The sequence below is a fragment of the Burkholderia metallica genome, from assembly GCF_902832845.1.
Classification (GTDB): Bacteria; Pseudomonadota; Gammaproteobacteria; order Burkholderiales; family Burkholderiaceae; genus Burkholderia; species Burkholderia metallica.
On the sequence record NZ_CADFDB010000001.1, the window covers coordinates 53,380 to 77,169 of the forward strand.

The window sequence follows — 23,790 nt, forward strand, 5'->3', positions numbered from 1 at the left end:
CCGCGAGGCGCGCGATGGCGAAGATGATCGTGACCGCGATCGGCTCGGCGGGCGACGTGCATCCGCTGCTCGGCGTCGCGCGCACGCTCGCGGCGCGCGGCCACGACGTCGTATTCTGCACGCATGCGCCGTTCGAGACGGTCGTGCGCCGCTTCGGCTTCGAATTCGTGCCGATCGGCACCGCGGCCGAATACGAGGCCGCGATGGCGAACCCCGCGCTGTGGGATTCGCGCACGTCGTTTCGCACGCTGTGGCAGGTGATCGCGCCGACGCTGCGCCCGCATTACGACACGCTGCGCGCGCTGACCGACGGCGACACGGTGCTCGTCGGCACGCTGTGGGCGTTTTCCGCGCGCTTCATGCAGGAACTGCACGGCACGCCGTACGTGTCGGTGCAGGTATCGCCGTCGACGCTGCTGTCCGCGCATGCGCCGCCGACGCACCCGCGCCTGACGATTCCCGCGCGCTGGCCGCTGCCCGTGAAGGCGGCGCTGATGACGCTGATCGAGCGCCTGGTGCTCGATCGCACGTGCGGCCCCGCGCTCGACGCGGTGCGCCGCGATCTCGGGCTCGTGCCCGCGCGGCGCGTGCTCGGCCGCTGGCTGCATTCGACCGACGGCGTGCTGTGCCTGTTTCCCGGCTGGTTCGCGCCGGCGCAGCCCGACTGGCCGGCGAACCACCTGCAAAGCGGCTTCCCGTTGTTCAACGACGTTGCGGCCCCCGACGACGATGCGGCGCTCGACGCGTTTCTCGCGGCCGGCGAGCCGCCGGTCGTGCTGACGGCCGGTTCGACGCGCGTCGATCACGCGGCCTATGCGCGCGCGGCGGCGCACGCGCTGCGCGCGACCGGCGCGCGCGGCATCCTGCTGACGCCGCACGAGGCGGCGCCGGACGGCGACCGGCTGCTCGTGCGCCGTTTCGTGCCGATGCGCACGCTGCTGCCGCGCTGTCGCGCGCTCGTGCATCACGGCGGGATCGGCACCGCGGCGCTCGCGTTCGAAGCCGGGATCGCGCAGGTCGTCACGCCGTTCGCGCACGACCAGTTCGACAACGCGCAGCGGGTGGCCGTCAGCGGCTGCGGGGTGCGTGTCGACGGCCCGATCGACGGTGCGCGCCTCGGCGCGGCGCTCGCGCGCGTGCTCGGAGAGCCTTCCTTCGCGGTGCATGCCGCACGGGCGCGTGCGCGGCTGGCGGCCGAGCGGGACGGCTGCGAAGCCGCCGCCGATTTCATCGAACGGTTCGCGCCGACGCGCGGGCGGGCCGCCGCGCGGCCCGAAGTCGCGGCGGCCGGCGCATGAGCACCGCGTCGCCGCTTCACGACGGGCCCGTCGCGCCGTCCGCGTTCGACGCGCCGGCCCCGGCTACACAGCCGGTGCGCGGCATCCGGCTCGCGCTGCTGACGTTCGCGCTGTCGCTCGCGACCTTCATCGAGGTGCTCGATTCGACCGTGACGAACGTCGCGGTGCCGGCGATCTCCGGCAGCCTCGGCGTATCGAACAGCCAGGGCACCTGGGTGATCAGCTCGTATTCGGTCGCGGCCGCGATCGCGGTGCCGCTGACGGGCTGGCTCGCACGCCGCGTCGGCGAGTTGCGGCTGTTCGTCGGCGCGGTGCTGCTGTTTACGCTGACGTCGCTGCTGTGCGGGCTCGCGCGCGACCTGCACGTGCTCGTGATCTGCCGCGCGCTGCAGGGGCTGTGTTCGGGGCCGATGGTGCCGCTGTCGCAGACGATCCTGCTGCGCACGTTCCCGCCGGACAAGCGCACGATCGCGCTCGCGCTGTGGGCGATGACGGTGCTGCTCGCGCCGATCTTCGGGCCGGTGGTCGGCGGCTGGATCGTCGACAACTTCTCGTGGCCGTGGATCTTCCTGATCAATCTGCCGATCGGGCTGTTCTCGTTCGCGGTCTGCACCGCGATGCTGCGCCCCGACGCGCAACGCGGCGAGGCAGGCCCGATCGACGTGCCGGGCATCGTGCTGCTCGTGATCGGCGTCGGCTCGCTGCAGGCGATGCTCGATCTCGGCCACGATCGCGGCTGGTTCGGTTCGCCGCTGATCGTCACGCTGGCGGTGGTCGCGGCGCTGTCGATCGTGTCGCTGCTGATCTGGGAGGCGGGCGAAGCGCATCCCGTCGTCGACCTGAGCCTGTTTCGCGATCGCACGTTCTCGTTCTGCGTACTGATCATCTCGCTCGGGATGATGAGCTTCTCGGTGGTCGGCGTGGTGTTTCCGTTGTGGATGCAGGCCGTGATGGGCTACAACGCGTTCCACGCGGGGCTCGCCACGGCGTCGCTCGGCGTGCTCGCGCTGGTGTTCTCGATCCTCGTCGGGCTGCATGCGCACCGCTTCGACGCGCGCGTGCTCGCGACCTTCGGCTTCCTCGTGTTCGCGGCCGTGCTCGCGTGGGATGCGCATTTCACGCTGAAGATGACGTTCGCGCAGATCGCCGCGCCGGGGCTGATCCAGGGGATCGGGCTGCCGTGCTTCTTCATTCCGCTGACGGCCGCGACGTTGTCGCGCATTCCGGACGACCGGCTCGCCGCCGCGTCGAGCCTGTCGAACTTCCTGCGCACGCTGTCGGCCGCGTTCGGCACCGCGATGAGCGTGACGCTGTGGGACAACCGCGCGACCTATCACTACGACGTCGTGTCGCAATCGGTCACGCATGCGTCGGCGAACACGCAGCGCTTCGTGCACACGCTGAACGCGATGGGCGTGGACGGTGTGCGCGAGCTGACGACGCTGCACCAGGTCGTGATGCAGCAGGCGTACATGATGGCCACCAACGACATGTTCTGGATGGCGAGCATGACGTGTCTCGCCCTCGCGGCGATGATGTGGCTGACGCGCCCGAAGCGCGGCGCGGCGGCGTCGTTCGGGCATTGAGGAGAGCAACATGACGACACTCGGCGCACTCGTGATCCTGTATCACCCGAGCAATGCGCAGCTCGACGCGCTCCGCGCATGGCGGCACGCGTGCGACGCACTGCTCGTCGTCGACAACACGCCGCAGCCCGACGCGCGCGCCCGCGCGCTGTGCGCGCGCGAAGGCATCGCGCTGCTGCATCACGGCAATCGCGGCGGGATCGCGGGCGCCTATAACGCGGGCCTCGCGGCGCTGTTTCGCGACCACGTCGATGCGGTCGCGCTGTTCGACCAGGATTCGTCGGTGCCGGCCACGTATTTCTCCGCGATGCGCGAGGTCTGCGCGGGGCTCGCGGGGCGCGCGTTCCTCGCCGGCCCGCGCATCTTCGACGAGAACGCGCGCAGCTTCCTGCCCGAACTGTCGACCAACGGGATCGGGCTGCGCCGCCTGCGCATCGAGCCGGGCGCGCCGCTGCAGCGCTGTGCGTTCCTGATTTCGTCGGGCTGCGTCGTGTCGCGCGACGCGTTCGACGTGCTCGGCCGCTTCGACGAAACGCTGTTCATCGATCACGTCGATACCGAATACAGCTTCCGCGCGCTGTCGCGCAACGTGCCGCTCTATGTCGTGCCGTCGCTGGTGCTGCCGCACCGGATCGGCGCGAAGCAGCGTCACGCGATCGGCCCTTTTGAAATGACGTCGATGAATCATTCGTGGCAACGGCGCTACTACAGCGCACGCAATGCGGTGCAGCTCGGGATGCAGTACGGGCTGCGCTTTCCGGTGGCGATCGTGCCGAACCTGCTGACCGTGTGGCAGGTCGTGCAGATCGCGCTCGTCGAGCGCGACAAGCGCGCGAAGCTCGCCGGCATCCTGTTCGGCGTCGCGGACGGCCTGTTCGGCAGGCTCGGCCCGGTCGAACGCACGCGGCCGCGTCTGGCCGCGCGTGCGCAGCGCATTCAGCAGGGATGAGGGGCGCGATGCGGCGTGTGAAAAAAGCGGCGGGGCCGGTGCGTCGCGTGAACGGCGGCTCGATGACGATCGTCGCCGCGGCGATGTCGCTGGCGTTGAGCGGATGCGTGCCGTCGGGCTTTCTGCCGTCGCTGTCGTTGCGCGCGCCGGCCGACGATGCGCTCGCGCACACGGCCGGCCCCGGCGTGAACGGCGCGTGGCCCGCGCCCGACTGGGTGAAGCAGTTGCAGGACCCGCAGCTCGACGCGCTGGTCGTCGAGGCGTCGCAAAACAACCCCGATCTGCAGGTCGCGCAGGCGCGGCTCAGGATCGCGCAGGCACAGCTTCAGCAGTTCGATTCGTTGACGGGGCTGACGGGCACGGCCGGCGCAACGGTCAGCCGTGCGCGGATGCCGAAGCCGGGCAACGACGTCGCCGACGTATCGGTGAGCGGCTATCGCGTACCGGTCGAGATCTTCGGCGATCCGAACACCTCGCCGTCGTCTGTGTTCATCGGGCTGACCTACCAGCTCGACCTGTGGGGGAAGAACCGCGCCGCGACGAAGAGCCTGATGTCGCTGCGCGAAGCGGCGCGGGTCGAGGCCGAGCAGGTGCGGCTCACGCTGGCGGTCGCGATCGTCACCGTGTATTGCCAGCTCGACCAGGCGTATGCGATGCAGGATCTGCTGCAGCAGAAGCTGAAGGTCAGCCAGCGCGTGACGACCGTGCTGCGCGAGCGCACCGCGCGCGGGCTCGACAACGCGTACGACGCGAGCGATGCATCGATCAAGCGCAGCAAGCTGCTCGCGCAGATCGCGCTGAACGATGAACAGATCAAGCTCGCGCAACTGCAGCTCGGCGTGCTGTCGGGCCGCGGCCCCGAGCGCGGGCTCGCGCTGCAGCGGCCGCGCGTCGGCGCGTTCGCGGGCGGCGCGCTGCCCGCGCGGCTGCCGGCCGATCTCCTGGGCCGCCGGCCCGACATCGTCGCCGCGCGCTTGCGGGTCGAAGCCGCGTTCGCGAATGCCGATTCGACACGCGCGCAGTTCTATCCGGACGTGAACCTCGTCGCGCTCGGCGGCGTGTTCGCACTGACGCCCGCTTCGCTATTCTCGCGCGACGCGCTCGCCGGCTCCGTCGGCCCGGCGATCTCGCTGCCGGTGTTCGATCGCGGCCGGCTGAAGGCGAAGCTCGGCGCGGATGTCGCGCAGGCCGACGTCGCAATCGGGCTGTACAACAAGACCGTCGACGATGCGCTCGGGCAGGTCGCGCAGATCGTCACGTCGCTGCAGACGTCGCAGACGCTCGTCGCGCAACAGCAGGACGCGGTCGCGGCCGCGCAGAAGATCGTGGAGATCGCGACCGACCGGCACCGGCGCGGCGTGCTGATGCAGAAGGATGTGGACGTCGCGGATCTCACACTGATCGACGAGCGCGCGCAGATGATCGCGTTGCTCGGCCGGCAGCGGACGCTGCGCGTCGGGCTGATCGGCGCGCTCGGCGGCGGGTTCGATGCAGGGGCGACGGTCGCGCAGGCGCCGGCACCGGCCGCGCATCGGGTACGCAGCGGGGCGGCGAAGCGGGGGGCTTCGGCGGTCGCGCCGGCCGTGGCTGCGGCTGTGGCGCCCGCTGCGACTGCTCCAGCCGTTGCTGCCGCCGCTGGCGCGACCCGATCGGCGGCAGGGCCTGCGATCGATTCGCGTGCGGGTAGCGCAAGCGCGCCGCAGCGCGTCGTCGCATCGAATACGGCGTCCGCACGGCGCGACGACGCGGCACGCACGCCGGCCGTCGCCGCGACGCTTCGCGGCACCGCCGTTCTCGCGCATACGGCGGCGGCAAATCCGGCGCCGAACCCGTCGGTGATACCGTCGATCCCCCTGTTCCAGCACGATCGTCTGATCGTCACGCAAAGCGACTGATGCACCACGACAACCTTCACACCGCCGCGCCGCCGGCCGCGCTGAACGACCCGGCACTCGACGCGCGCCGCGCGACGCGCCGCAAGCGCTTCATCGTGTTCTTCGCGATCGTGCTGGTGGCCGCGTTGGCATGGCTCGCGTACTGGCTGCTCAGCGACCGCTATTACGAAGACACCGACGACGCGTACGTCGCCGGCAGCATCGTCCAGGTCGCCGCGCAGATCCCGGGATCGGTGACCGACGTCGTGGTCGCCGATACACAGGCCGTGCGCGCCGGCCAGACGCTCGTGAAGCTCGACGACACCGAGGCGTCCGTCGCGTTCGCGCAGGCGAAGGCGCAGCTCGTGCAGGCCGTGCGGCAGGTCGCGAACGCGAAGATCTCGACCACGATGTACGTCGAGGCCGTGAACGCGCGGCGCGCCGACCTGTCGCTCGCGCAGCGCGCGCTGGCCGCGCGCTCGGGCGCATCGGTCGAGATCGTCGCGCCCGAGGAGCTGGCGCGTGCGCGCGCCGCGGTGGCCGGCGCGCAGGCGAATCTCGCGGCCGCGCAGGCGCAGCTCGATGCGGCACGTGCGCTCGGCACCAGGTTGCCCGTCGACGAAAGCCCGGCCGTCGTGCAGGCGGCCGCGCAGTTCAAGCTCGCGTTCCGGAACCTGAAGCGCACGACGATCGTCGCGCCCGTCGACGGCACGATCGGACAACGCTCGGTGCAGGTCGGCCAGCAGGTCGGGCCTGGCGTGCCGCTGATGTCGGTCGTGCAGTTGAACCAGCTGTGGATCGAGGCGAATTTCAAGGAAGGGCAGATCCGCCACATGCGCATCGGGCAGCCCGTCGAAGTCGTGTCGGATCTGTACGGCTCGCGCGTGACCTATCGCGGCCGCGTGCAGGGCTTCTCGGCGGGCACGGGCAGCGCGTTCTCGATGCTGCCGTCGCAGAACGCGGCCGGCAACTGGATCAAGGTCGTGCAGCGCGTGCCGGTCGTGATCGCGCTCGATCCGCGCGATCTCGCCGCGCATCCGCTGCGCGTCGGGCTGTCGATGCGCGCGACGGTCGACACGCACGACCGCAACGGCCACGCGCTCGACAGCGAGCCGCCGACGCCTGCCGTCAGCACGCGCGTGCACGACGGCGTCGCGAGCGACGCGGAAAGCGCCGCCGCCGCGATCATCCGCGAGAATCAGGGCGGATAAGGCGTGCTCCGAGAAAGGCAGGCCGGTCGCAAGGATCGGCCTGCCGGCGAGCGTCTCCCACCGCCCACACCGCGCGCAAAACCTGCCCGCCGCTTCCCGCCCGACTTTCGTATTTCCGCCATCGATGTCGGCGTCGTTCAAACGCGTGTCGCGTTTGAGACATCGGCGCCCCTGCCTCCCGGACTACTCTCGAACAGCACGTTGCGCGTGCGCCGCATCGGCCGGCGCGCCGCGGCGCCATCCAACGAGACATGGAGACAATACGATGAGCAGCAATCGAGGTGTCGTCTATCTTGGGCCGGGTCAGGTCGAAGTCCAGAAAATCGATTATCCGAAGATGGTCGATCCGAGCGGCCGCGCGATCGGCCACGGCGTGATCCTGAAAGTGGTCAGCACGAACATCTGCGGCTCCGACCAGCACATGGTGCGCGGCCGCACGACCGCGCCGGTCGGCCTCGTGCTCGGGCACGAGATCACCGGCGAAGTGGTCGAGATCGGCCGCGACGTCGAGACACTGAAGCTTGGCGATCTGGTGTCGGTGCCGTTCAACGTCGCATGCGGCCGCTGCGCGATGTGCAAGGACACGCATACGGGCGTGTGCCTGAACGTGAACCCGTCGCGCGCCGGCGGCGCGTACGGCTACGTCGACATGGGCGGGTGGATCGGCGGCCAGGCCGAGTACGTGCTCGTGCCGTACGCGGATTTCAACCTGCTGAAGTTCCCGGATCGCGACCAGGCGATGGCGAAGATCCGCGATCTGACCTGCTTGTCCGACATTCTGCCGACCGGCTATCACGGCGCGGTGAGCGCGGGCGTGAAGCCCGGCTCGACGGTCTATATCGCGGGCGCGGGCCCGGTCGGGATGGCGGCGGCCGCATCGGCGCGCCTGCTCGGCGCGGCCGTGACGATCGTCGGCGACATGAACGCGGAACGCCTCGCGCATGCGAAGGCGATGGGCTTCGAGACGGTCGATCTGTCGAAGGACGCGTCGCTCGGCGAGCAGATCGAGCAGATTCTCGGCGTGCCCGAGATCGACTGCGCAGTCGACTGCGTCGGCTTCGAGGCGCACGGCCACGGTTCGTCGGGCCATGCGGAGGAAGCGCCCGCGACGGTGCTGAACTCGCTGATGGAAATCACGCGGCCGGCCGGCGCGATCGGCATCCCGGGCCTGTACGTGACGGACGATCCGGGCGCGAAGGACAAGGCTGCGCAGCACGGCAGCCTGAGCATCCGCTTCGGCCTCGGCTGGGCGAAGTCGCACTCGTTCTTCACGGGCCAGACGCCGGTGCTGAAGTACAACCGCAACCTGATGCAGGCGATCCTGTTCGACCGGCTGCCGATCGCGAAGATCGTCAACGTCGAAGTGATTTCGCTCGACCAGGCGCCGGAAGGCTACAAGAAGTTCGACGGCGGCGCGCCGCGCAAATTCGTCATCGATCCGCACGGGTTGCTGGCCGCGTGATGCGCTAACGTTCGACGCGCGCGACGCGTCGCGGAAAACGGGCGGTGCCGGAAACGGGCCGCCCGTTTTCATTGGGCCGGTATGGTGATGAGGTGCGCGGCGCAGGCGCGCGCGCTGTCCGGCGCGCCGGCGAGTGTCGGTCGCGGCCATACGGAATCGTCGCGATGATCACCGCCCGTTGAGAAACCTTCCGCCGGCGACAGGCCGTGCATACGGCCCGATCGCACGCTCAGTGAGCGCGATAGAGCTTCGCGAGGTCGGCGTTGCTGGCCGCCGCGCGCCGCGCATGCCGGGTGTGCAGGCTGACGCGGCGAATCGCATGCGTGCGGCGCGCCGTGTCGCGGTCGCCTTTCCAGTCCGCCACGCGAACGGCGTCGGTGCGCGCCCGGTCACGCGCGTGCAGCGTCGACGGCGCCGTGCGTGCAGCGGCCGTCCTCCGGGCGGATTCGACGGCATTCGCGCTGCCGCCGCCGCGTGGCGGATTGGTCGCGACCTGTGTGCCATCGATCGCATGAAACGGATACACGGGCACGGGCAGCACGGGCAGCAACGCATCGTTCGATGCCTGCAATCCGGCTTTGGGTACGGGAGCGCCCGGCATACCGGGCTCGCGGCAAACGGGATCGGCCTTGCACGTGCGGTCGACCGCCACGTAGCCGCCCACCAGCAGCACGAGCGTCACGATGCTCAGGAGCGGCGCGCTGGATGCGCGTGGCCGCCGCAACGCGGCGTTGCGCAGCATCCGCGCGATGCGCGACGACCACGTATCTAACGACGGCGGCGGTGCAGGTGCGGCGCGCGTCGTCGACGGTCGTTCGCGTGCAGTGCTCATGGGATGCTCCGTGACGTCGGGGGCGCGGAACACGTTCGTCCGCGCGTACTTACCGCTTCATTTTTGGTCGCCGGCGGGTGAAACGCAAGGTGCATGCGGGGTGTCATGATTCGTCGGTTCTGCGCCGGCCGTTCTGCCGCTGCCGGGCCGCGAGCGCCCCGAGTGTCTCCATCGCGTGCTCGACCGCCGGTGTCCACGGCCGGCCGTAATTGAGCCGAAGAAAGCGGCGGAATCCGCCGGTCGCGGAAAAGATCGGCCCGGGCGCGATGCTGACGCCGCTTGCCATCGCGTCGCCGAACAGATGCATCGCATCCACGCGCGGCGGCAATTCGATCCACAGGAAATACCCGCCGTGCGGCGCGAACACTTCGGTGCCGGCCGGAAAATACGCGCGCACGGCCGTCAGCATCTGTGCCTGGTGCGCGGCGAGATTGCGGCGCAGCTTGCGCAGGAAGCGATCGTACGCACCGTCGCGCAGGTAGCTCGAAATCGCGATCTGCGCGGGCACGTCGGCGGCCGGCGCGCTCGCGCCTTTTGCCTGCCGGACCTGCCGCACGAAACGGCCGGCCGCGACCCAGCCGATCCTGAACCCCGGTGCGAGGCATTTCGAGAACGACCCGCAATGCAGGACGAGCCCGTTCTCGTCATACAGTTTCGCGGGGCGCGTGGGAGCCGTGTCGAAATGCAGTTCGCCGTACACGTCGTCCTCGATCAGCGGCACGTTGCGTGCCGCGAGCAGCTCGATCAGCGCGCGCTTGCGCTCGTCGGTCAGCGTCGCGCCGGTCGGGTTGTGGAACGACGTCATGAACCAGCACGCGCGCACCGGGTGCGAGTCGAGCGCTTCGGCGAGCGCATCGAGGTCGAGGCCCGCTCGCGGGTCGACCGGAATCTCGACGGCCTTCAGGTGCAGCCGCTGCACGGCTTGCAGTGCAGCGTGGAACGCCGGCCGCTCGATCGCGACGATGTCGCCGGGGCGTGTCAGCGCCTGCAGGCTGAGCGTGAGCGCCTCGATCGCGCCGGTGGTGATGACGATTTCCTCCATCGGCAGCGACGCGCCCGCGTTCAGGTAGCGCAGCGCAATCTGGCGCCGCAGCGCGTCGTGGCCGGGCGGCAATCCGGCCAGTAGTTTCGTGCGGTCCATGTTGCGCGCTGCGGACGCCACGTGGCGCCACAGGCTGCTCATCGGAAACAGCGAATAGCTGGCGAATTCGGAGCCGAGCGGAACGACGTCGTCGCATTTGAGCGAATCGAGCAAACGCGTCAGCGTATCGTCGCCGCCGGTCGGCGCGGGGGCGGCCGGCTTGCGCGGCGGTTCGTGGCCGAACCGCACGTGCCTGTCTTCGAGGTTCGCAACGAAATAACCGGAGCGCGCCCGCGCGACGATCAGACCCTCGCTCTCGAGCAGGTAGTACGCGCGAAACACGGTGGATGGGCTCACGCGATACGCGCGGCACGCGGCACGCACGGTGGGAATCCGCGCGCCGGCCACCAGGTCGCCGCGCCGGATGGCGTCGGTGATCGTCTGTGCCAGTGCCGCATAGCGCTTCATGCGTGCCCTCCGGCTGATCGTGGCCCTGGGACAAAGCGTAGTACGGCAGCCGTGGCGTGCAAGCGCGCCCCCAAACCGCCGGCTGATCCGCATGTTTTGAACGCGCTCTGATCCTTTTCTTTCGTCTGACCAGCGGGCATCCTCTCGCAATTCTTGTTCCCGATGTCCGACCGATACGGAATTCACGCTGCGCCGACGGCGGATCCGTGACGCTCGCGCGTGCTGCGCGGTTCCCTGTCCGCGGCGTCCTTACCTTACCCGGAAGCATTCAGCGTGAAATTGAAGACCCTCGTCGCGGGCCTCGTGGCCGGCATCGCTCTTGACCTGTTCGGCGGCGTCGCAGCCGCAGCCTGCATCAGCAATCCCGCCTCCCAGCCGAACGCGACGTTTCCCGCCGCGCTGACCGGCAAGCTCGTCTATCACAGCTACGTCAAGTACGGCGACGGCACGAGCCAGCTGTTTCTCTACGACTTCTCGGCTCGTTCGCTGACGCAGCTGAGCAAGAGCACGTGGGGCATCACCGATCCGATGAACGGCGTGTTCAGCCCTGACGGCAAGTGGCTCGCGTTCATGGGCATCCGCAACGGCGCATGGAACGTGTTCATGCTGCAGCTCGGCGCCGGCACGCCGCCCGTCAACATGACGAACAGCACGGGCGCCACGCGCAACGAGGATCCCAAGTTCAGCACGGACGGCAAGACGCTCGTGTTCAAGCAGAACGGCGACGTCAAGCAGGGCACGCTGTCGTACACGAGCGCGGGCCCGGTGTTCACGTCGGTCGTGAGCCTGACGAACGCGCCGGCCGGCGCCGAATACTCGATGCCGTATCTCGCGCCGGACGCGAGCGCCGTCTATTACGCGACCGGCACCGGCTCCAACATGGGACTGATGAAGCGCACGATCGCGACCGGTGCGACCGCCGTGTTCGATCATCCGGCCGGGCTGCAGACGTACTACCCGATCGTGCGTGCGGACGGCATGGTGTTCTACGCGCGCTGGAAAGACAGCGGCGGGGCCGACCAGATCTACGCGAAGACCGCCGACCCGGCGTCGACGCCGAACGCGTTATCGCTCAACGACTGCGCGAGCAACAACTCGGACCCGGCGCCGGTGAGCGGTACGAACTATCTGTTCTTCTCGTCGACGACGGGGGGCGGCTATCAGCTCTATGTCGGCGATGTGACGACCGGCCAGCGCTGGAGCCTGTCGCAGTTCGGTGTGAATGCCGATACGACGAAGGCCAAGCTCGGGTCGAGCTACTACGGCGGCCCGGCCACCGCGCAGCCGACGCTGCTGTCGCAAGGGCGTCCGGCCGCCGCGTCGGCGAGCTACAACGCGTCGCTCACGCCCGACAAGGCGTTCGACGGCAACGCCACGAGCACGCGCTGGGATTCGCCGGAAGGCGCGGGCGTCGGTTCGCAATGGATCTCCGTGGATCTCGGTGCGGTGAAGCACATCGATCACGTCGATCTGTACTGGGACGCGGGCGCGCTCGTCTACCAGATCCAGACGTCGAACGACAACGCGAACTGGACGACGATCTATTCGACGAGCAACGGTGGTTCATATACCCACGTCACACTGCCGAATCTCAACGGCAGCGGACGTTACGTGCGGATGCTCGGCACGCAGCGCGCGACGCAGTGGGGCTACTCGCTCTACGAAATGCAGGTGTGGGGGTCGTAAGTGCACGCCGGAAGCAGTCTTCAAGGTCGCTGCATGGTGTCGGTCTCCGTTGCTGCGGTGATCGCCGATACATCGCAGGTTCCGGTATCTCGATGTTTTGGGAAAACGCAGGGGCGTGCAGTCTGTCAATCGCAGGCGATGGGCTGACCGGACGAGGGAAGAAGGGCGAACACGCAGGAGACGCTGGAAGAAGACGACCCGCTTCGCGCGGGTCGGTCCGAACGCTCCGTGTTACGTCAATGCGTCTTGGGTATCGGGTTCAGGTTCGGGCAGCAGTGATCAGGGCATCCCGGACTAACGTTCACCTCGACGCGCCGCCCCGATTGCCCGAACTCGTCCGGCTTGAAAATTTGACTCATGAAATCGCTTTTCTCGCCACGGATCGAAAACTGACCTAGGGCAGTCATCACGTTTTCCGCCCGTCGCGTTGCAAGCTGCTGTGCGTCTTGCTCGGTTCTTTCGGCCAGTCCTACAAGCCATACCGTATCGATGATCGGAAAGCGCCTTTTCAGATCGCTAGACCACGCCGATAACCTCGATAGTTCGATCGAAGAAATTGCGTTCGAGTCAGTATCGAAAACAATGTCGATGTAATGGGCAGGCATGTTCGATGGACCGTCACACGCGAATGCTGCATGCGCGCAGCACAACGTGAGCGCGGCGGCAGTCAGGAACTTAGTCACCATCGACGACGTACCCCGCAATGCTGTCGGCATTGTTGATTGCCAAGGCCGGATGCGATTGCCCCCATTCAGGAAGGAACCGCGTGATTGTGTATTGATCATCTGTAGATGACATCGTGTCTTGGAAGTGCGTTGCTTCGTGGATGATAGTGGATACGTGAGAATCGGCATTCGCAGTCCACGGGCGCATCGTGCAAAATCGCGCGCTGATGGCGATCGTGTGTGTTGTCGTGTCCGGCGCGCAGACGTGCGCCGCTTCCCCGCCGGTGCCGACCGGGTTAGGTGTGCATCCGGTCGCCAGATCGGCGGCGCTTCCGGTACGGACGACGTTCCTTTCATTGAAGGAGCACACTACCTTAACTACCTTTGTTAGTCCGGTCAGTAGGTGCATTCGTGTTGCCTCGTCGTTACGACCGAACCACTTGAACACGCGGTCTTTTTCGTACTGCGACCACTTTCGCAAAGAGACTATGCGAGCGTCTAGCTTCTCGATGGCTTTGGTCTGCGCCTTGGCGAACACGGCTCGGAACTCCGAGTTGGTCATGTTCTCGCAGATCGGCCGCAAGTCAACGTTCGCGAAATGCTGCGATCCTTCGATGGTGTTTGTCGTTGTCTCGGCAACGGTAGTCTGGTTCCCCATCTTTTCAATCCTCGATTACAAGCTTCAAGGTCTGCGCATCTTCGGTCTGCACACGCGCAGTACAACCGTGCCGATCGCTCATGCCGGACGCAAGCATGTTCCCTGATCGATCCTTGATCCAATAGCGCACGTTGCTTAACGGCTGCTTGGTCCGAAAGTCGCGGATCACGAACTGATCGTCATGGATACCCGACGCGGGCGCGAATGCCGAACGTGCGCCGAACGGGTTCGCCGCTTTGCGGCCACCGTCGCCCCCGTAAAAAATCGTGCTGTCGCTACCCGCGATAAGTCGGTTTTGCCCGCATGGACAGAGTACAGCGTCACCTTCCAGGGCGACGCATCGCCCGTGATGAATCGTGCGCTGGGCGCTGCCCACTATCAGGAACGCCCCATCGCAATTTCCGCATGTCGCCTTGTCGCCATCAATGGCTACCTGCTTGCCGTGATTGAACATCGTAGACGTAACGGCGATGACGACGCCGCCAGTTGTCGTCGGGTCGCCGTTCCTGACTGCTCGTCGGCTCATAGTCGTTTCCTCAATCGAAGTTGGTGTCGCGCGTGCAGGTCATTTGCATATTGCCGCGATACATCGGATCGATTGCATCGGGCGAACAGATCTGCGTAGTGTGTAGCTGCTGCACCATCGCGTAAAGCGGGATCGATGAGTGAAGAAAATACGAACAATCGGCGTGTTCTTTTTCTGTCATAGGCTCGGAAATATTATGTATGGACGAGCCATCAAAGATCGCCGGCAATGATTGGTTTGTATATGGGACGAGTATGATTTTTATTAGTAATCCAATGGAAACGTAGATACTTCGAAGCCGCGCATTACCGAGGGGAGGGATGAACGCGCAATCGAGCGCTGAGTTTCGCAAACCGAGCGGGAAGATGTGTCACGATCCAGGACTTGATCGTTTGCTGTCGACGCTGCTTGTCTGCAAGCGGATGCAACTCGATTGATAGGTCGCCGATGAAACGCACTGGGGATTCGACATTAAGCATGTGCGGCCGAATGGAGCGACAGCGACTGCAACGGCAGAGAAATGGCCGTGCTGCGCCGCTTCGACGAATCATTCGTGGCAGACGTTGCTTACAACGCGGTCGTGAGGGCGTCGTGAACCAGTTCACTCAATCGCGGCTCGCGCCGCGCTCGGCGGCCGAAAGGCGGTGACTCCAAGCGGACTGCGAACGCGTGGCAGACGTGATTGCACCTGTTGTCGCGCTGGGTGACAGCGGACGAGATCACGTGTTGGAAGCGGAGTTTCTACTCCGGGAAAATTCCAGGCTCGAACGAGCGATACTGTTCGGCGCGACACCGCGCCGATCCCCGGCGAATGCCTTCTCGTGACGAGCGCAAACCGGAAAGGGGGGAATCGTCCTACAGCGGTAATGCGGTCAGGTGAGGTGCCTCGGAAGCATCGCGCAGAAAGTTACCACCGCTGCATGGCGGTTGCGATCACGCTTCTACAATCCCTGGGCATCAGTCTTCGCGACCGCATGATTTTTTACCGCGCAGCGCGCGTGTCACGCGTGGACCGCATGCGTCGGAAACGCCGGCCCGGCACTGGCCGCACCCTGCGCGAGCGGCGCGACCTGCTTGCGGCGCTCCCTCGTCGGCGCGACGCCGAACGCGTCGCGATAGCTCTTGCTGAAATGGCACGCCGACTGGAAGCCGCACGCCATCGTGATGTGCATGATCGACATGTCGGTCTGCAGCAGCAGCTCGCGCGCGCGGCGCAGCCGCAGCGTCAGGTAGTAATGCGTCGGCGTCATCCCGAGGTGTTCGCGGAACAGGCGCTGCAGTTGCCGCTGCGACATGTTCGCGAGGCGCGCGAGCTCCTCGCGCGACAGCGGCTCCTCGATGTTGTTCTCCATCAGCGAGATCACCTCGAACAGCGACTTGTTCGCCGAGCCCAGGCGCGCGACGAGCGGCATGCGTTGCTGCGCGCTCGTGTCGCGTACGTGTTCGACGATGAACTGCTCGGCGATCTGCGTGACGCGCGCGGTGCCCACGCGCGCGGCGATCAGGTTCAGCATCATGTCGAGCGGCGCGACGCCGCCCGTGCACGTGATGCGGTCGCGGTCGATCACGAACAGTTCCTTCAGGAAGCGCGTGTCCGGAAACTCTTCCTTCAGCGCCGACATGTTCTCCCAGTGGATCGCGCATGCGTAGCCCGCGAGCAGCCCCGACTTCGCCAGTGCATAGGTGCCCGTGCACAGGCTGCCGAGCGGAATGCCCGCGCGTGCGAAACGACGCAGCGTCGACAGATGGGCGGGCGTGGTCGCACGCTGCACGTCGACGCCGCCGCACACGAACACGATGTCGGGCTGCCCCGCGCATTCGGCCGGGCCCGTGTCGACCGTCAGGCCGTTGCTCGCCGTGACCGGGCCGCCGTCCGGGCTGATCACCGACCAGCGGTAGAGCGGCTGGCCGCTCAGGTAGTTCGCCATCCGAAGCACCTCGATCGCATTGGTGAACGCGATCATCGTGAAGTTCGGTAAAGGCATGAACGCGAAGTGGGACAGCGACGCTGTGCGGTCGGGCGACATGGGGAGCTTCCTGGAATCTCTAATAGCTATAGGCCCGAGGCACCGATCGGGCTGCGGTATTGTGTGAGCGAGCGCAACAAGCGTGCCATACGGCTAAACCCTAGCTCCATACGTTGTCTGGGCGTAAGGCCGATGCTGCACTGCACCGTATCCGGGAGATGTCGCACTTCGATCGAGCGGCACAGGCACTGCGGAAGTGCGTGTCCATAGGTGAACAGCCGTCGCCGTTTTTGTCGGTCATCCGAAAAAGCACGAGCGGTCACTTGTATAAAACGGACGCGGATGGCGGAAAAGGCAAAGAACGCGTCTAAATTCATCAATCCGCCGAAAATCCGAACGACAAGAATAGAGCCGTCGGCAGCCTTGTACTGGACGAGCGGGAAACCCAGGCAGGGCGGGCCTTGAGCTTCGGTTTCAGCCCCCTATTCTTCGTCACGGACGCACTATGTCGAACACCCAGCCTTTCTTCTCGCAGTCTCTTGCCGAGCGCGACGCGCCGGTGCGCAGCGCCATCCTGAAGGAACTCGAGCGTCAGCAGTCGCAGGTCGAGCTGATCGCGTCGGAAAACATCGTGTCGCGCGCCGTGCTCGAGGCGCAGGGCTCGGTGCTGACCAACAAGTACGCGGAAGGCTATCCCGGCAAGCGCTACTACGGCGGCTGCGAGTTCGCCGATGAAGTCGAGGCGCTGGCGATCGAACGCGTGAAGCAGATCTTCAACGCCGGCTATGCGAACGTGCAGCCGCACTCGGGCGCGCAGGCGAACGGTTCGGTGATGCTCGCGCTGGCGAAGCCGGGCGACACGGTGCTCGGCATGTCGCTCGACGCGGGCGGCCACCTGACGCACGGCGCGAAGCCGGCGCTGTCGGGCAAGTGGTTCAACGCGGTCCAGTACGGCGTGAATCGCGACACGATGCGGATCGACTACGACCAGGTCGAAGCGCTCGCCCACGAACACAAGCCGAACCTGATCATCGCCGGCTTCTCCGCGTACCCGCGCGCGCTCGACTTCGCGCGCTTCCGCGCGATCGCCGACAGCGTCGGCGCGAAGCTGATGGTCGACATGGCGCACATCGCCGGCGTGATCGCCGCGGGCCGCCACGCGAACCCGGTCGAGCACGCGCACGTCGTCACGTCGACCACGCACAAGACGCTGCGCGGCCCGCGCGGCGGCTTCGTGCTGACCAACGACGAGGACATCGCGAAGAAGATCAACTCGGCCGTGTTCCCCGGCCTGCAGGGCGGCCCGCTGATGCACGTGATCGCCGGCAAGGCCGTCGCGTTCGGCGAAGTGCTGCACGCGGACTTCAAGACCTACATCGACAACGTGCTCGCGAACGCGCAGGCGCTCGGCGAAGTGCTGAAGGCGGGCGGCGTCGATCTCGTCACGGGCGGCACCGACAACCACCTGCTGCTCGTCGACCTGCGCCCGAAGGGCCTGAAGGGCGCGCCGGTCGAACAGGCGCTGGAGCGCGCGGGCATCACCTGCAACAAGAACGGCATTCCGTTCGACACCGAGAAGCCGACCGTCACGTCGGGCATCCGCCTCGGTACGCCGGCCGGCACGACGCGCGGCTTCGGCGTCGCGGAATTCCGCGAGGTGGGCCGCCTGATCCTGGAAGTGTTCGACGCGCTGCGCGCGAATCCGGAAGGCGACCACGCGACCGAACAGCGCGTGCGCCGCGAGATCTTCGCGTTGTGCGAACGCTTCCCGATCTACTGATCCCACCGTCCCGACAATACTGGAGCAACACATGAGCACGCTGCATCAAGACAGCATCATCATCGACGGTCTGAACATCTCGAAGTTCGAGAAGCCGGTGTTCGAAGACATGCGCCGCGGCGGCATCACGGCCGCGAACTGCACGGTGTCGGTGTGGGAGAACTTCACGAAGACCGTCGACAACATCGGCGTGATGAAGAAGAAGATCCGCGACAACGGCGAGTTGCTGACGCTGGTGCGCACGACGGAAGACATCTTCCGCGCGAAGAAGGAAAACAAGACCGGCGTGATCCTCGGCTTCCAGAACGCGCATGCGTTCGAGGACAACCTCGGCTACATCGAGGCGTTCGCCGACATGGGCGTGCGCGTCGTGCAGCTTTGCTACAACACGCAGAACCTGGTCGGCACCGGCTGCTACGAGCGTGACGGCGGCCTGTCGGATTTCGGCCGGGAAGTGATCACCGAGATGAACCGCGTCGGCATCATGGTCGACCTGTCGCACGTGGGCGGCAACACGTCGTCGGAAGCGATCGCGTTCTCGAAGAAGCCGGTGTGCTATTCGCACTGCCTGCCGTCGGGCCTGAAGGAGCATCCGCGCAACAAGAGCGACGAACAGCTGAAGGAGATCGCCGATGCGGGCGGCTTCGTCGGCGTGACGATGTTCGCGCCGTTCCTGAAGCGCGGGATCGAAGCGAACATCGACGACTACATCGAGGCGATCGAGTACGTCGTGAATCTGATCGGCGAAGACGCGGTCGGCATCGGCACCGATTTCACGCAGGATTACGCGAAGGAATTCTTCGACATGCTGACGCATGACAAGGGCCGCTATCGCCAGCTGACGAACTTCGGCAAGGTGATCAACCCGGACGGCATCCGCACGATCGGCGAATTTCCGAACCTGACCGCGGCGATGGAACGCCACGGCTGGAAGGAGTCGCGTATCCGCAAGATCATGGGCGAGAACTGGGTGCGCGTGTTCAAGGACGTGTGGGGCGCATAAGCGCCGCGAACGCCGAACCGCCGCCAGCAATTCAACATTAAAAAAACCGGGACGTGCCCGCGCAAGCCGCGCGGACACGCGGACGATGTCGCGCTTGCGCCCCGAGCCGCGCGACCCATTTCCTCACGGAGTCACACGATGCAACCGCAACTGCCGATCAACGTCGATCCCGATACCGGCGTCTGGACCACCGACGCGCTGCCGATGCTGTACGTGCCGCGCCACTTCTTCACGAACAACCACGTCGCGGTCGAGGAAGCGCTCGGCGTCGAAGCGTACGCGGAGATTCTGTACAAGGCCGGCTACAAGTCTGCCTACCACTGGTGCGACAAGGAAGCGAAGCTGCACGGCCTGACCGGCATGGCCGTGTTCGAGCACTACCTGAAGCGCCTGTCGCAACGCGGCTGGGGCCTGTTCTCGATCATCGAGGCCGATCCGGCCGGTGCGCGCGCGAAGATCGAGCTGCGCCACTCGTCGTTCGTGCTCCAGCAGCCGGAGAAGGAAGGCAAGCTCTGCTACATGTTCGCGGGCTGGTTCGCCGGCGCGATGGACTGGGTCAACGACACGACGCCGGAAGGCAAGGGCGCACCGCGTGCGCAATCGAAGGAAGTGCAGTGCGCGGCCGAGCATCACGACCACTGCGTCTTCGAAGTGTCGCCGATCGCGCACTGATGTATTGATGCACTGACACCCCCGCAACAGAACAACACCCGCAACACGAGACATTCGAACGCCAGAGGTCGCCAGCGATGCGTTATCCCCACCTGTTCAAACCCATGCAGCTGAACCAGCTGACGCTGCGCAACCGGATCGTCAGCACCGCGCATGCGGAGGTGTATGCCGAGCCGGGCGGCCTGCCGGGCGACCGCTATATCCGCTACTACGAAGAAAAGGCGAAGGGTGGCGTCGGCCTGGCCATCTGCGGCGGGTCGAGCCCGGTGTCGATCGACAGCCCGCAAGGCTGGTGGAAATCGGTGAACCTGTCGACCGACAAGATCATCGATCCGCTCACGCGCCTCGCCGACACGATGCACAAGCACGGCGCGAAGATCATGATCCAGGCGACGCACATGGGCCGCCGCTCGTCGTTCCACGGCGAGCACTGGCCGCACCTGATGTCGCCGTCGGGCGTGCGCGAACCGGTGCACCGCGGCAACGCGAAGATCATCGAGATCGAGGAAATTCGCCGCATCATCGGCGATTTCGCGGCGGCCGCGAAGCGCGTGAAGGCCGCCGGCATGGACGGCATCGAGATTTCGGCCGCTCACCAGCACCTGATCGACCAGTTCTGGAGCAAGCGGTCGAACCACCGCACCGACGAATGGGGCGGCAGCCTGGAGAACCGCCTGCGCTTCGGCATCGAAGTGCTGACGGCCGTTCGCGAAGCGGTCGGCAAGGATTTCTGCGTCGGCCTGCGCATGTGCGGCGACGAATTCCACGAAGACGGCCTCGATCACGAAGCGCTGAAGGAAATCGCGCAGGCGATGTCGGAGACGGGCCTGATCGACTACCTGAGCGTGGTCGGCTCGGGCGGCGACACGCACAACACGATCGCCAACTGCATGCCGCCGATGGCGCTGCCGCCGGAGCCGTTCGTGCACCTTGCGGCCGGCATCAAGTCGGTCGTGAAGATTCCGGTGATGCACGCGCAGAGCATCCGCGATGCGGGCCAGGCCGAGCGCCTGCTCGCCACCGGCATGATCGACCTGGTCGGCATGACGCGCGCGCAGATCGCCGATCCGCACATGGTGATCAAGATCCGCGACGGCCGCGAGGACGAAATCAAGCAGTGCGTCGGCGCGAACTACTGCATCGACCGCCAGTACAACGGTCTCGACGTGCTGTGCATCCAGAACGCGGCGACGTCGCGCGAAGCGACGATGCCGCACATCATCGAGAAGTCGCGCGGCCCGAAGCGCAAGGTCGTGGTGGTCGGCGCGGGCCCGGCGGGTCTGGAAGCCGCGCGTGTCGCGAAGCTGCGCGGCCACGACGTCGTGCTGTTCGAGAAGAACGCGGAAGTGGGCGGGCAGGTGATGATCGCCGCGAAGGCGCCGCAGCGCGAGCAGATGTCGGGGATCATCCGCTGGTTCGACATGGAAACGAAGCGCCTGGGCGTCGATCGCCGTCTGGGCGTGGCCGCCGACGAGAAGATGATCATGGCCGAGAAGCCGGACATCGTCGTGCTCGCGACGGGCGGGTCGAGCTTCACGTGGCAGGTGCCGGGCTGGGGCGTGGCCGAAGGGCTCGCCGTCAGTTCGTGGGACATCCTGACCGGCAAGGTCGAGCCGAAGCAGAACGTGCTGCTGTTCGACGGCGTGAGCACGCATGCCGGCGCCGGCGTGGCCGACTTCATGGCGAGCCGCGGCTCGAAGGTCGAGGTCGTCACGCCGGACGTGAAGGTCGCCGACGATTGCGGCGGCACGACGTTCCCGATCTTCTATCGCCGGCTGTACGCGTTCGGTGTGATCCCGACGCCGAACACGATGCTCGATCGCGTCTATGAAGAGGACGGCAAGCTGATCGCCGTGCTGCGCAACGAGTACACGGAAGAACTGGAAGAACGCGCGGTCGACCAGGTCGTGATCGAGAACGGCTCGTCGCCGAACGACGAGCTGTACTGGAAGCTCAAGCCGGAATCGGTGAACCGCGGCCAGATCGATCCGCACACGCTCTTCGCGGCCGAGCCGCAGCCGTGCCTGTCGGAAGAACTCGGCAACGGCCGTTTCCTGCTGTTCCGTGTCGGCGATTGCATCTCGATGCACAACGTCCACGGCGCGATCTACGACTCGCTGCGTCTCGTGAAGGATTTCTAAAGATGAATCCGGCTTTCCTCATTACCGCGCTGCTGTGGCTGTCGGTGGCGGGGCTCGCGTTCGCGGTCGCGAAGCGCTCGTCTTACTGGCGTCTCGGCCGGGCCACCGCGCCCGGCTCGTTCGGCATCGCGAACCTGTTCGCGATTCCCAAACGCTACTTCGTCGACCTGCACCACGTGGTCGCCCGCGATCCGTACATCGCGAAGACGCACGTCGCGACGGCCGGCGGCGCGATCGGCGCGCTCGCGCTGGTGTTCATCAACTACGGCCTCGCGATCTACTCGCCGTGGCTCGACAAGCTGATCTTCCTTGCGGCGCTCGCGATGCTGGTCGGTGCGGTGTTCGTGTGGCGCCGGCGTGCGGCCCGGGACGTGCCGGCCCGCCTGTCGCGCGGCCCGTGGAATACGCTGCCGTGGCTGCTCGGCTCGTTCGCGCTCGGCCTCGTGCTGTTCATGCTGGTGCCGACCGGTGCGATGTCGGGCGCGTTCGCGGTGCTCTGCGCGCTGCTGATCGGCGTCGGCGCGTTCACGATGACGGTCGGCGCCGCGAAGGGCGGCCCGATGAAGCATGCGATCGCCGGCCTGCTGCACCTCGCCTTCCACCCGCGCCAGGAGCGTTTCGCCGCGACGCGCGAATCGTTCACGGGCAACGGCACGGCCACGCCGCCGACCGCACTGAAGCTGCCGGACATCGAGCATCAGGAGTACGGCGTCGCGACGCCGGTCGAATTCCGCTGGAACCAGTTGCTGAGCTTCGACGCGTGCGTGCAGTGCGGCAAGTGCGAAGCCGCGTGCCCCGCGTTCGCGTCGGGCCAGCCGCTGAACCCGAAGAAGCTCATTCAGGATCTCGTCGTCGGGATGGCCGGCGGCACCGATGCCGCGTACGCGGGCAGCCCGACGCCGGGCCTCGCGGTCGGCCAGCATCGCGGCGAGCCGAACGGCCCGATCGTGTCGGGCCTGATCGAAGAGCAGACGCTGTGGTCGTGCACGACCTGCCGCGCATGCGTGCAGGAATGCCCGATGCTGATCGAACACGTCGACGCGATCGTCGACATGCGCCGTAACCGCACGCTCGTGCACGGCACGGTGCCGGGCAAGGGCCAGGAAGTGCTCGCGAACCTGCGTGAAACGGGCACGATGGGCGGCTACGACACGGCCGCGCGCTACGACTGGTCGGTCGACCTGAACGCGCCCGTCGCGCAACCCGGCAAGCCGGTCGACGTGCTGTTCGTCGCAGGTGAGGGCGCGTTCGACATGCGCTACCAGCGCACGCTGCGCGCATTCGTCACGGTACTGAACAAGGCAGGCGTCGACTACGCGGTGCTCGGCTCGACCGAAACCGACACGGGCGACGTCGCCCGCCGGCTCGGCGACGAAGCGACGTTCCAGCAGATGGCGAAGCGCCTGATCGGCACGCTCGGCACGCTGTCGTACAAGCAGATCGTGACGGCCGACCCGCACGTGATGCACAGCCTGCGCAACGAATACCGCGCGCTCGGGCTGCGCGTGACGGTCAAGCATCACACGAGCTATCTCGCCGAACTCGCCGACAGCGGCAAGATCGCGCCGAAGGCCGTCGACGCGCTGCAGGACAAGCGCACCACGTATCACGATCCGTGCTACCTCGGCCGCTACAACGGCGAGACGGAAGCGCCGCGCAAGCTGCTGAAGACGATCGGCATCCAGGTCGTCGAGATGGAGCGCAACGGCATGCGCGGCCGCTGCTGCGGCGGTGGCGGCGGCGCGCCGCTCACCGACATCCCCGGCAAGCAACGCATTCCCGACATCCGCATCGCCGACGCGCGCACGATCGGCGCGGACGTGGTCGCGGTGGCCTGCCCGAACTGCACGGCGATGCTCGAAGGCGTCGTCGGCCCGCGCCCCGACGTGCTCGACGTGGCCGAACTCGTCGCCGCCTCGCTGGAGTGAATC

At 66.6% G+C, this 23,790-nt stretch carries 19 protein-coding genes; 12 read left to right on the forward strand and 7 right to left on the reverse strand.

Translation table 11 applies throughout. The features are described from left to right. The first annotated feature begins 14 nt into the window (after nucleotides 1–14). The 6 genes from HWX08_RS00250 to fdhA all read left to right on the forward strand — a co-directional run bounded on the left by HWX08_RS00250 (nucleotide 15) and on the right by fdhA (nucleotide 8,380). Nucleotides 15–1,298 (forward strand): glycosyltransferase, encoded by a 1,284-nt coding sequence (locus tag HWX08_RS00250; protein WP_174920915.1) that lies wholly within the window; start codon nucleotides 15–17, stop codon nucleotides 1,296–1,298. Further along, a complete protein-coding gene (locus tag HWX08_RS00255; protein ID WP_174920914.1) occupies nucleotides 1,295–2,884 on the forward strand; it encodes a DHA2 family efflux MFS transporter permease subunit in 1,590 nt (529 codons plus the stop codon). The genes HWX08_RS00250 and HWX08_RS00255 overlap by 4 nt, the downstream gene beginning before the upstream one ends. Nucleotides 2,885–2,894: 10 nt before the next feature. Beyond that, complete coding sequence (locus HWX08_RS00260; protein WP_174920913.1) at nucleotides 2,895–3,833, forward strand: glycosyltransferase family 2 protein; 939 nt, start codon at nucleotides 2,895–2,897, stop codon at nucleotides 3,831–3,833. Between the two features lie 8 nt (nucleotides 3,834–3,841). Further along, the gene (locus HWX08_RS00265) at nucleotides 3,842–5,728 is read left to right on the forward strand and encodes an efflux transporter outer membrane subunit (RefSeq protein ID WP_174920912.1); all 1,887 of its coding nucleotides are present in this window, start codon (nucleotides 3,842–3,844) and stop codon (nucleotides 5,726–5,728) included. Next, on the forward strand, nucleotides 5,728–6,918 hold the full coding sequence (locus HWX08_RS00270) for an HlyD/EmrA/EmrK family protein (RefSeq protein ID WP_174920911.1): 1,191 nt from the start codon (nucleotides 5,728–5,730) through the stop codon (nucleotides 6,916–6,918). Before HWX08_RS00265 ends, HWX08_RS00270 begins: the two co-directional genes overlap by 1 nt. Nucleotides 6,919–7,183: 265 nt before the next feature. Further along, nucleotides 7,184–8,380, forward strand: coding sequence for a formaldehyde dehydrogenase, glutathione-independent (gene fdhA / locus HWX08_RS00275; RefSeq protein ID WP_027789739.1), 1,197 nt, complete (start codon nucleotides 7,184–7,186; stop codon nucleotides 8,378–8,380). A gap of 229 nt (nucleotides 8,381–8,609) precedes the next feature. Here the strand turns inward: fdhA and HWX08_RS00280 are convergent, their stop codons facing one another. Both HWX08_RS00280 and HWX08_RS00285 read right to left on the reverse strand, forming a co-directional pair. Then, complete coding sequence (locus tag HWX08_RS00280; RefSeq protein ID WP_244122660.1) at nucleotides 8,610–9,212, reverse strand: hypothetical protein; 603 nt, start codon at nucleotides 9,210–9,212, stop codon at nucleotides 8,610–8,612. A gap of 103 nt (nucleotides 9,213–9,315) precedes the next feature. Next, complete coding sequence (locus tag HWX08_RS00285; RefSeq protein ID WP_174920910.1) at nucleotides 9,316–10,761, reverse strand: aminotransferase-like domain-containing protein; 1,446 nt, start codon at nucleotides 10,759–10,761, stop codon at nucleotides 9,316–9,318. Nucleotides 10,762–11,034: 273 nt separating this feature from the next. Between HWX08_RS00285 and HWX08_RS00290 the strand changes: the two genes are divergently transcribed. Then, a complete protein-coding gene (locus tag HWX08_RS00290; RefSeq protein WP_174920909.1) occupies nucleotides 11,035–12,447 on the forward strand; it encodes a discoidin domain-containing protein in 1,413 nt (470 codons plus the stop codon). Between the two features lie 236 nt (nucleotides 12,448–12,683). Here the strand turns inward: HWX08_RS00290 and HWX08_RS00295 are convergent, their stop codons facing one another. The 5 genes from HWX08_RS00295 to HWX08_RS00315 all read right to left on the reverse strand — a co-directional run bounded on the left by HWX08_RS00295 (nucleotide 12,684) and on the right by HWX08_RS00315 (nucleotide 16,323). After that, entirely contained in the window at nucleotides 12,684–13,133 is a 450-nt protein-coding gene (locus tag HWX08_RS00295) for a hypothetical protein (protein ID WP_174920908.1), read from the reverse strand. Continuing rightward, nucleotides 13,123–13,770, reverse strand: a complete 648-nt coding sequence (locus HWX08_RS00300) for a M35 family metalloendopeptidase (protein WP_069260599.1) — start codon at nucleotides 13,768–13,770, stop codon at nucleotides 13,123–13,125. The genes HWX08_RS00295 and HWX08_RS00300 overlap by 11 nt, the downstream gene beginning before the upstream one ends. A 4-nt stretch (nucleotides 13,771–13,774) precedes the next feature. After that, nucleotides 13,775–14,296, reverse strand: coding sequence for a PAAR domain-containing protein (locus HWX08_RS00305; protein ID WP_174920907.1), 522 nt, complete (start codon nucleotides 14,294–14,296; stop codon nucleotides 13,775–13,777). Between the two features lie 10 nt (nucleotides 14,297–14,306). Then, complete coding sequence (locus HWX08_RS00310) at nucleotides 14,307–14,477, reverse strand: hypothetical protein (RefSeq protein ID WP_174920906.1); 171 nt, start codon at nucleotides 14,475–14,477, stop codon at nucleotides 14,307–14,309. An 820-nt stretch (nucleotides 14,478–15,297) separates the two neighbouring features. Further along, nucleotides 15,298–16,323, reverse strand: coding sequence for a GlxA family transcriptional regulator (locus HWX08_RS00315; RefSeq protein WP_069260597.1), 1,026 nt, complete (start codon nucleotides 16,321–16,323; stop codon nucleotides 15,298–15,300). A 445-nt stretch (nucleotides 16,324–16,768) separates the two neighbouring features. Here HWX08_RS00315 and HWX08_RS00320 point away from each other — a divergent pair, with 445 nt between their 5' ends. The 5 genes from HWX08_RS00320 to HWX08_RS00340 all read left to right on the forward strand — a co-directional run bounded on the left by HWX08_RS00320 (nucleotide 16,769) and on the right by HWX08_RS00340 (nucleotide 23,787). Beyond that, nucleotides 16,769–18,043, forward strand: coding sequence for a serine hydroxymethyltransferase (locus HWX08_RS00320; RefSeq protein WP_069260596.1), 1,275 nt, complete (start codon nucleotides 16,769–16,771; stop codon nucleotides 18,041–18,043). A 31-nt stretch (nucleotides 18,044–18,074) separates the two neighbouring features. Further along, entirely contained in the window at nucleotides 18,075–19,046 is a 972-nt protein-coding gene (locus tag HWX08_RS00325; protein ID WP_069260595.1) for a dipeptidase, read from the forward strand. A 138-nt stretch (nucleotides 19,047–19,184) separates the two neighbouring features. Next, the gene (locus tag HWX08_RS00330) at nucleotides 19,185–19,718 is read left to right on the forward strand and encodes a DUF5943 domain-containing protein (protein WP_069260594.1); all 534 of its coding nucleotides are present in this window, start codon (nucleotides 19,185–19,187) and stop codon (nucleotides 19,716–19,718) included. Between the two features lie 77 nt (nucleotides 19,719–19,795). Next, complete coding sequence (locus HWX08_RS00335; protein ID WP_021160633.1) at nucleotides 19,796–21,859, forward strand: NADH:flavin oxidoreductase; 2,064 nt, start codon at nucleotides 19,796–19,798, stop codon at nucleotides 21,857–21,859. A gap of 2 nt (nucleotides 21,860–21,861) precedes the next feature. Then, the gene (locus HWX08_RS00340; protein ID WP_174920905.1) at nucleotides 21,862–23,787 is read left to right on the forward strand and encodes a (Fe-S)-binding protein; all 1,926 of its coding nucleotides are present in this window, start codon (nucleotides 21,862–21,864) and stop codon (nucleotides 23,785–23,787) included. The last annotated feature ends 3 nt before the right edge of the window (nucleotides 23,788–23,790 follow it).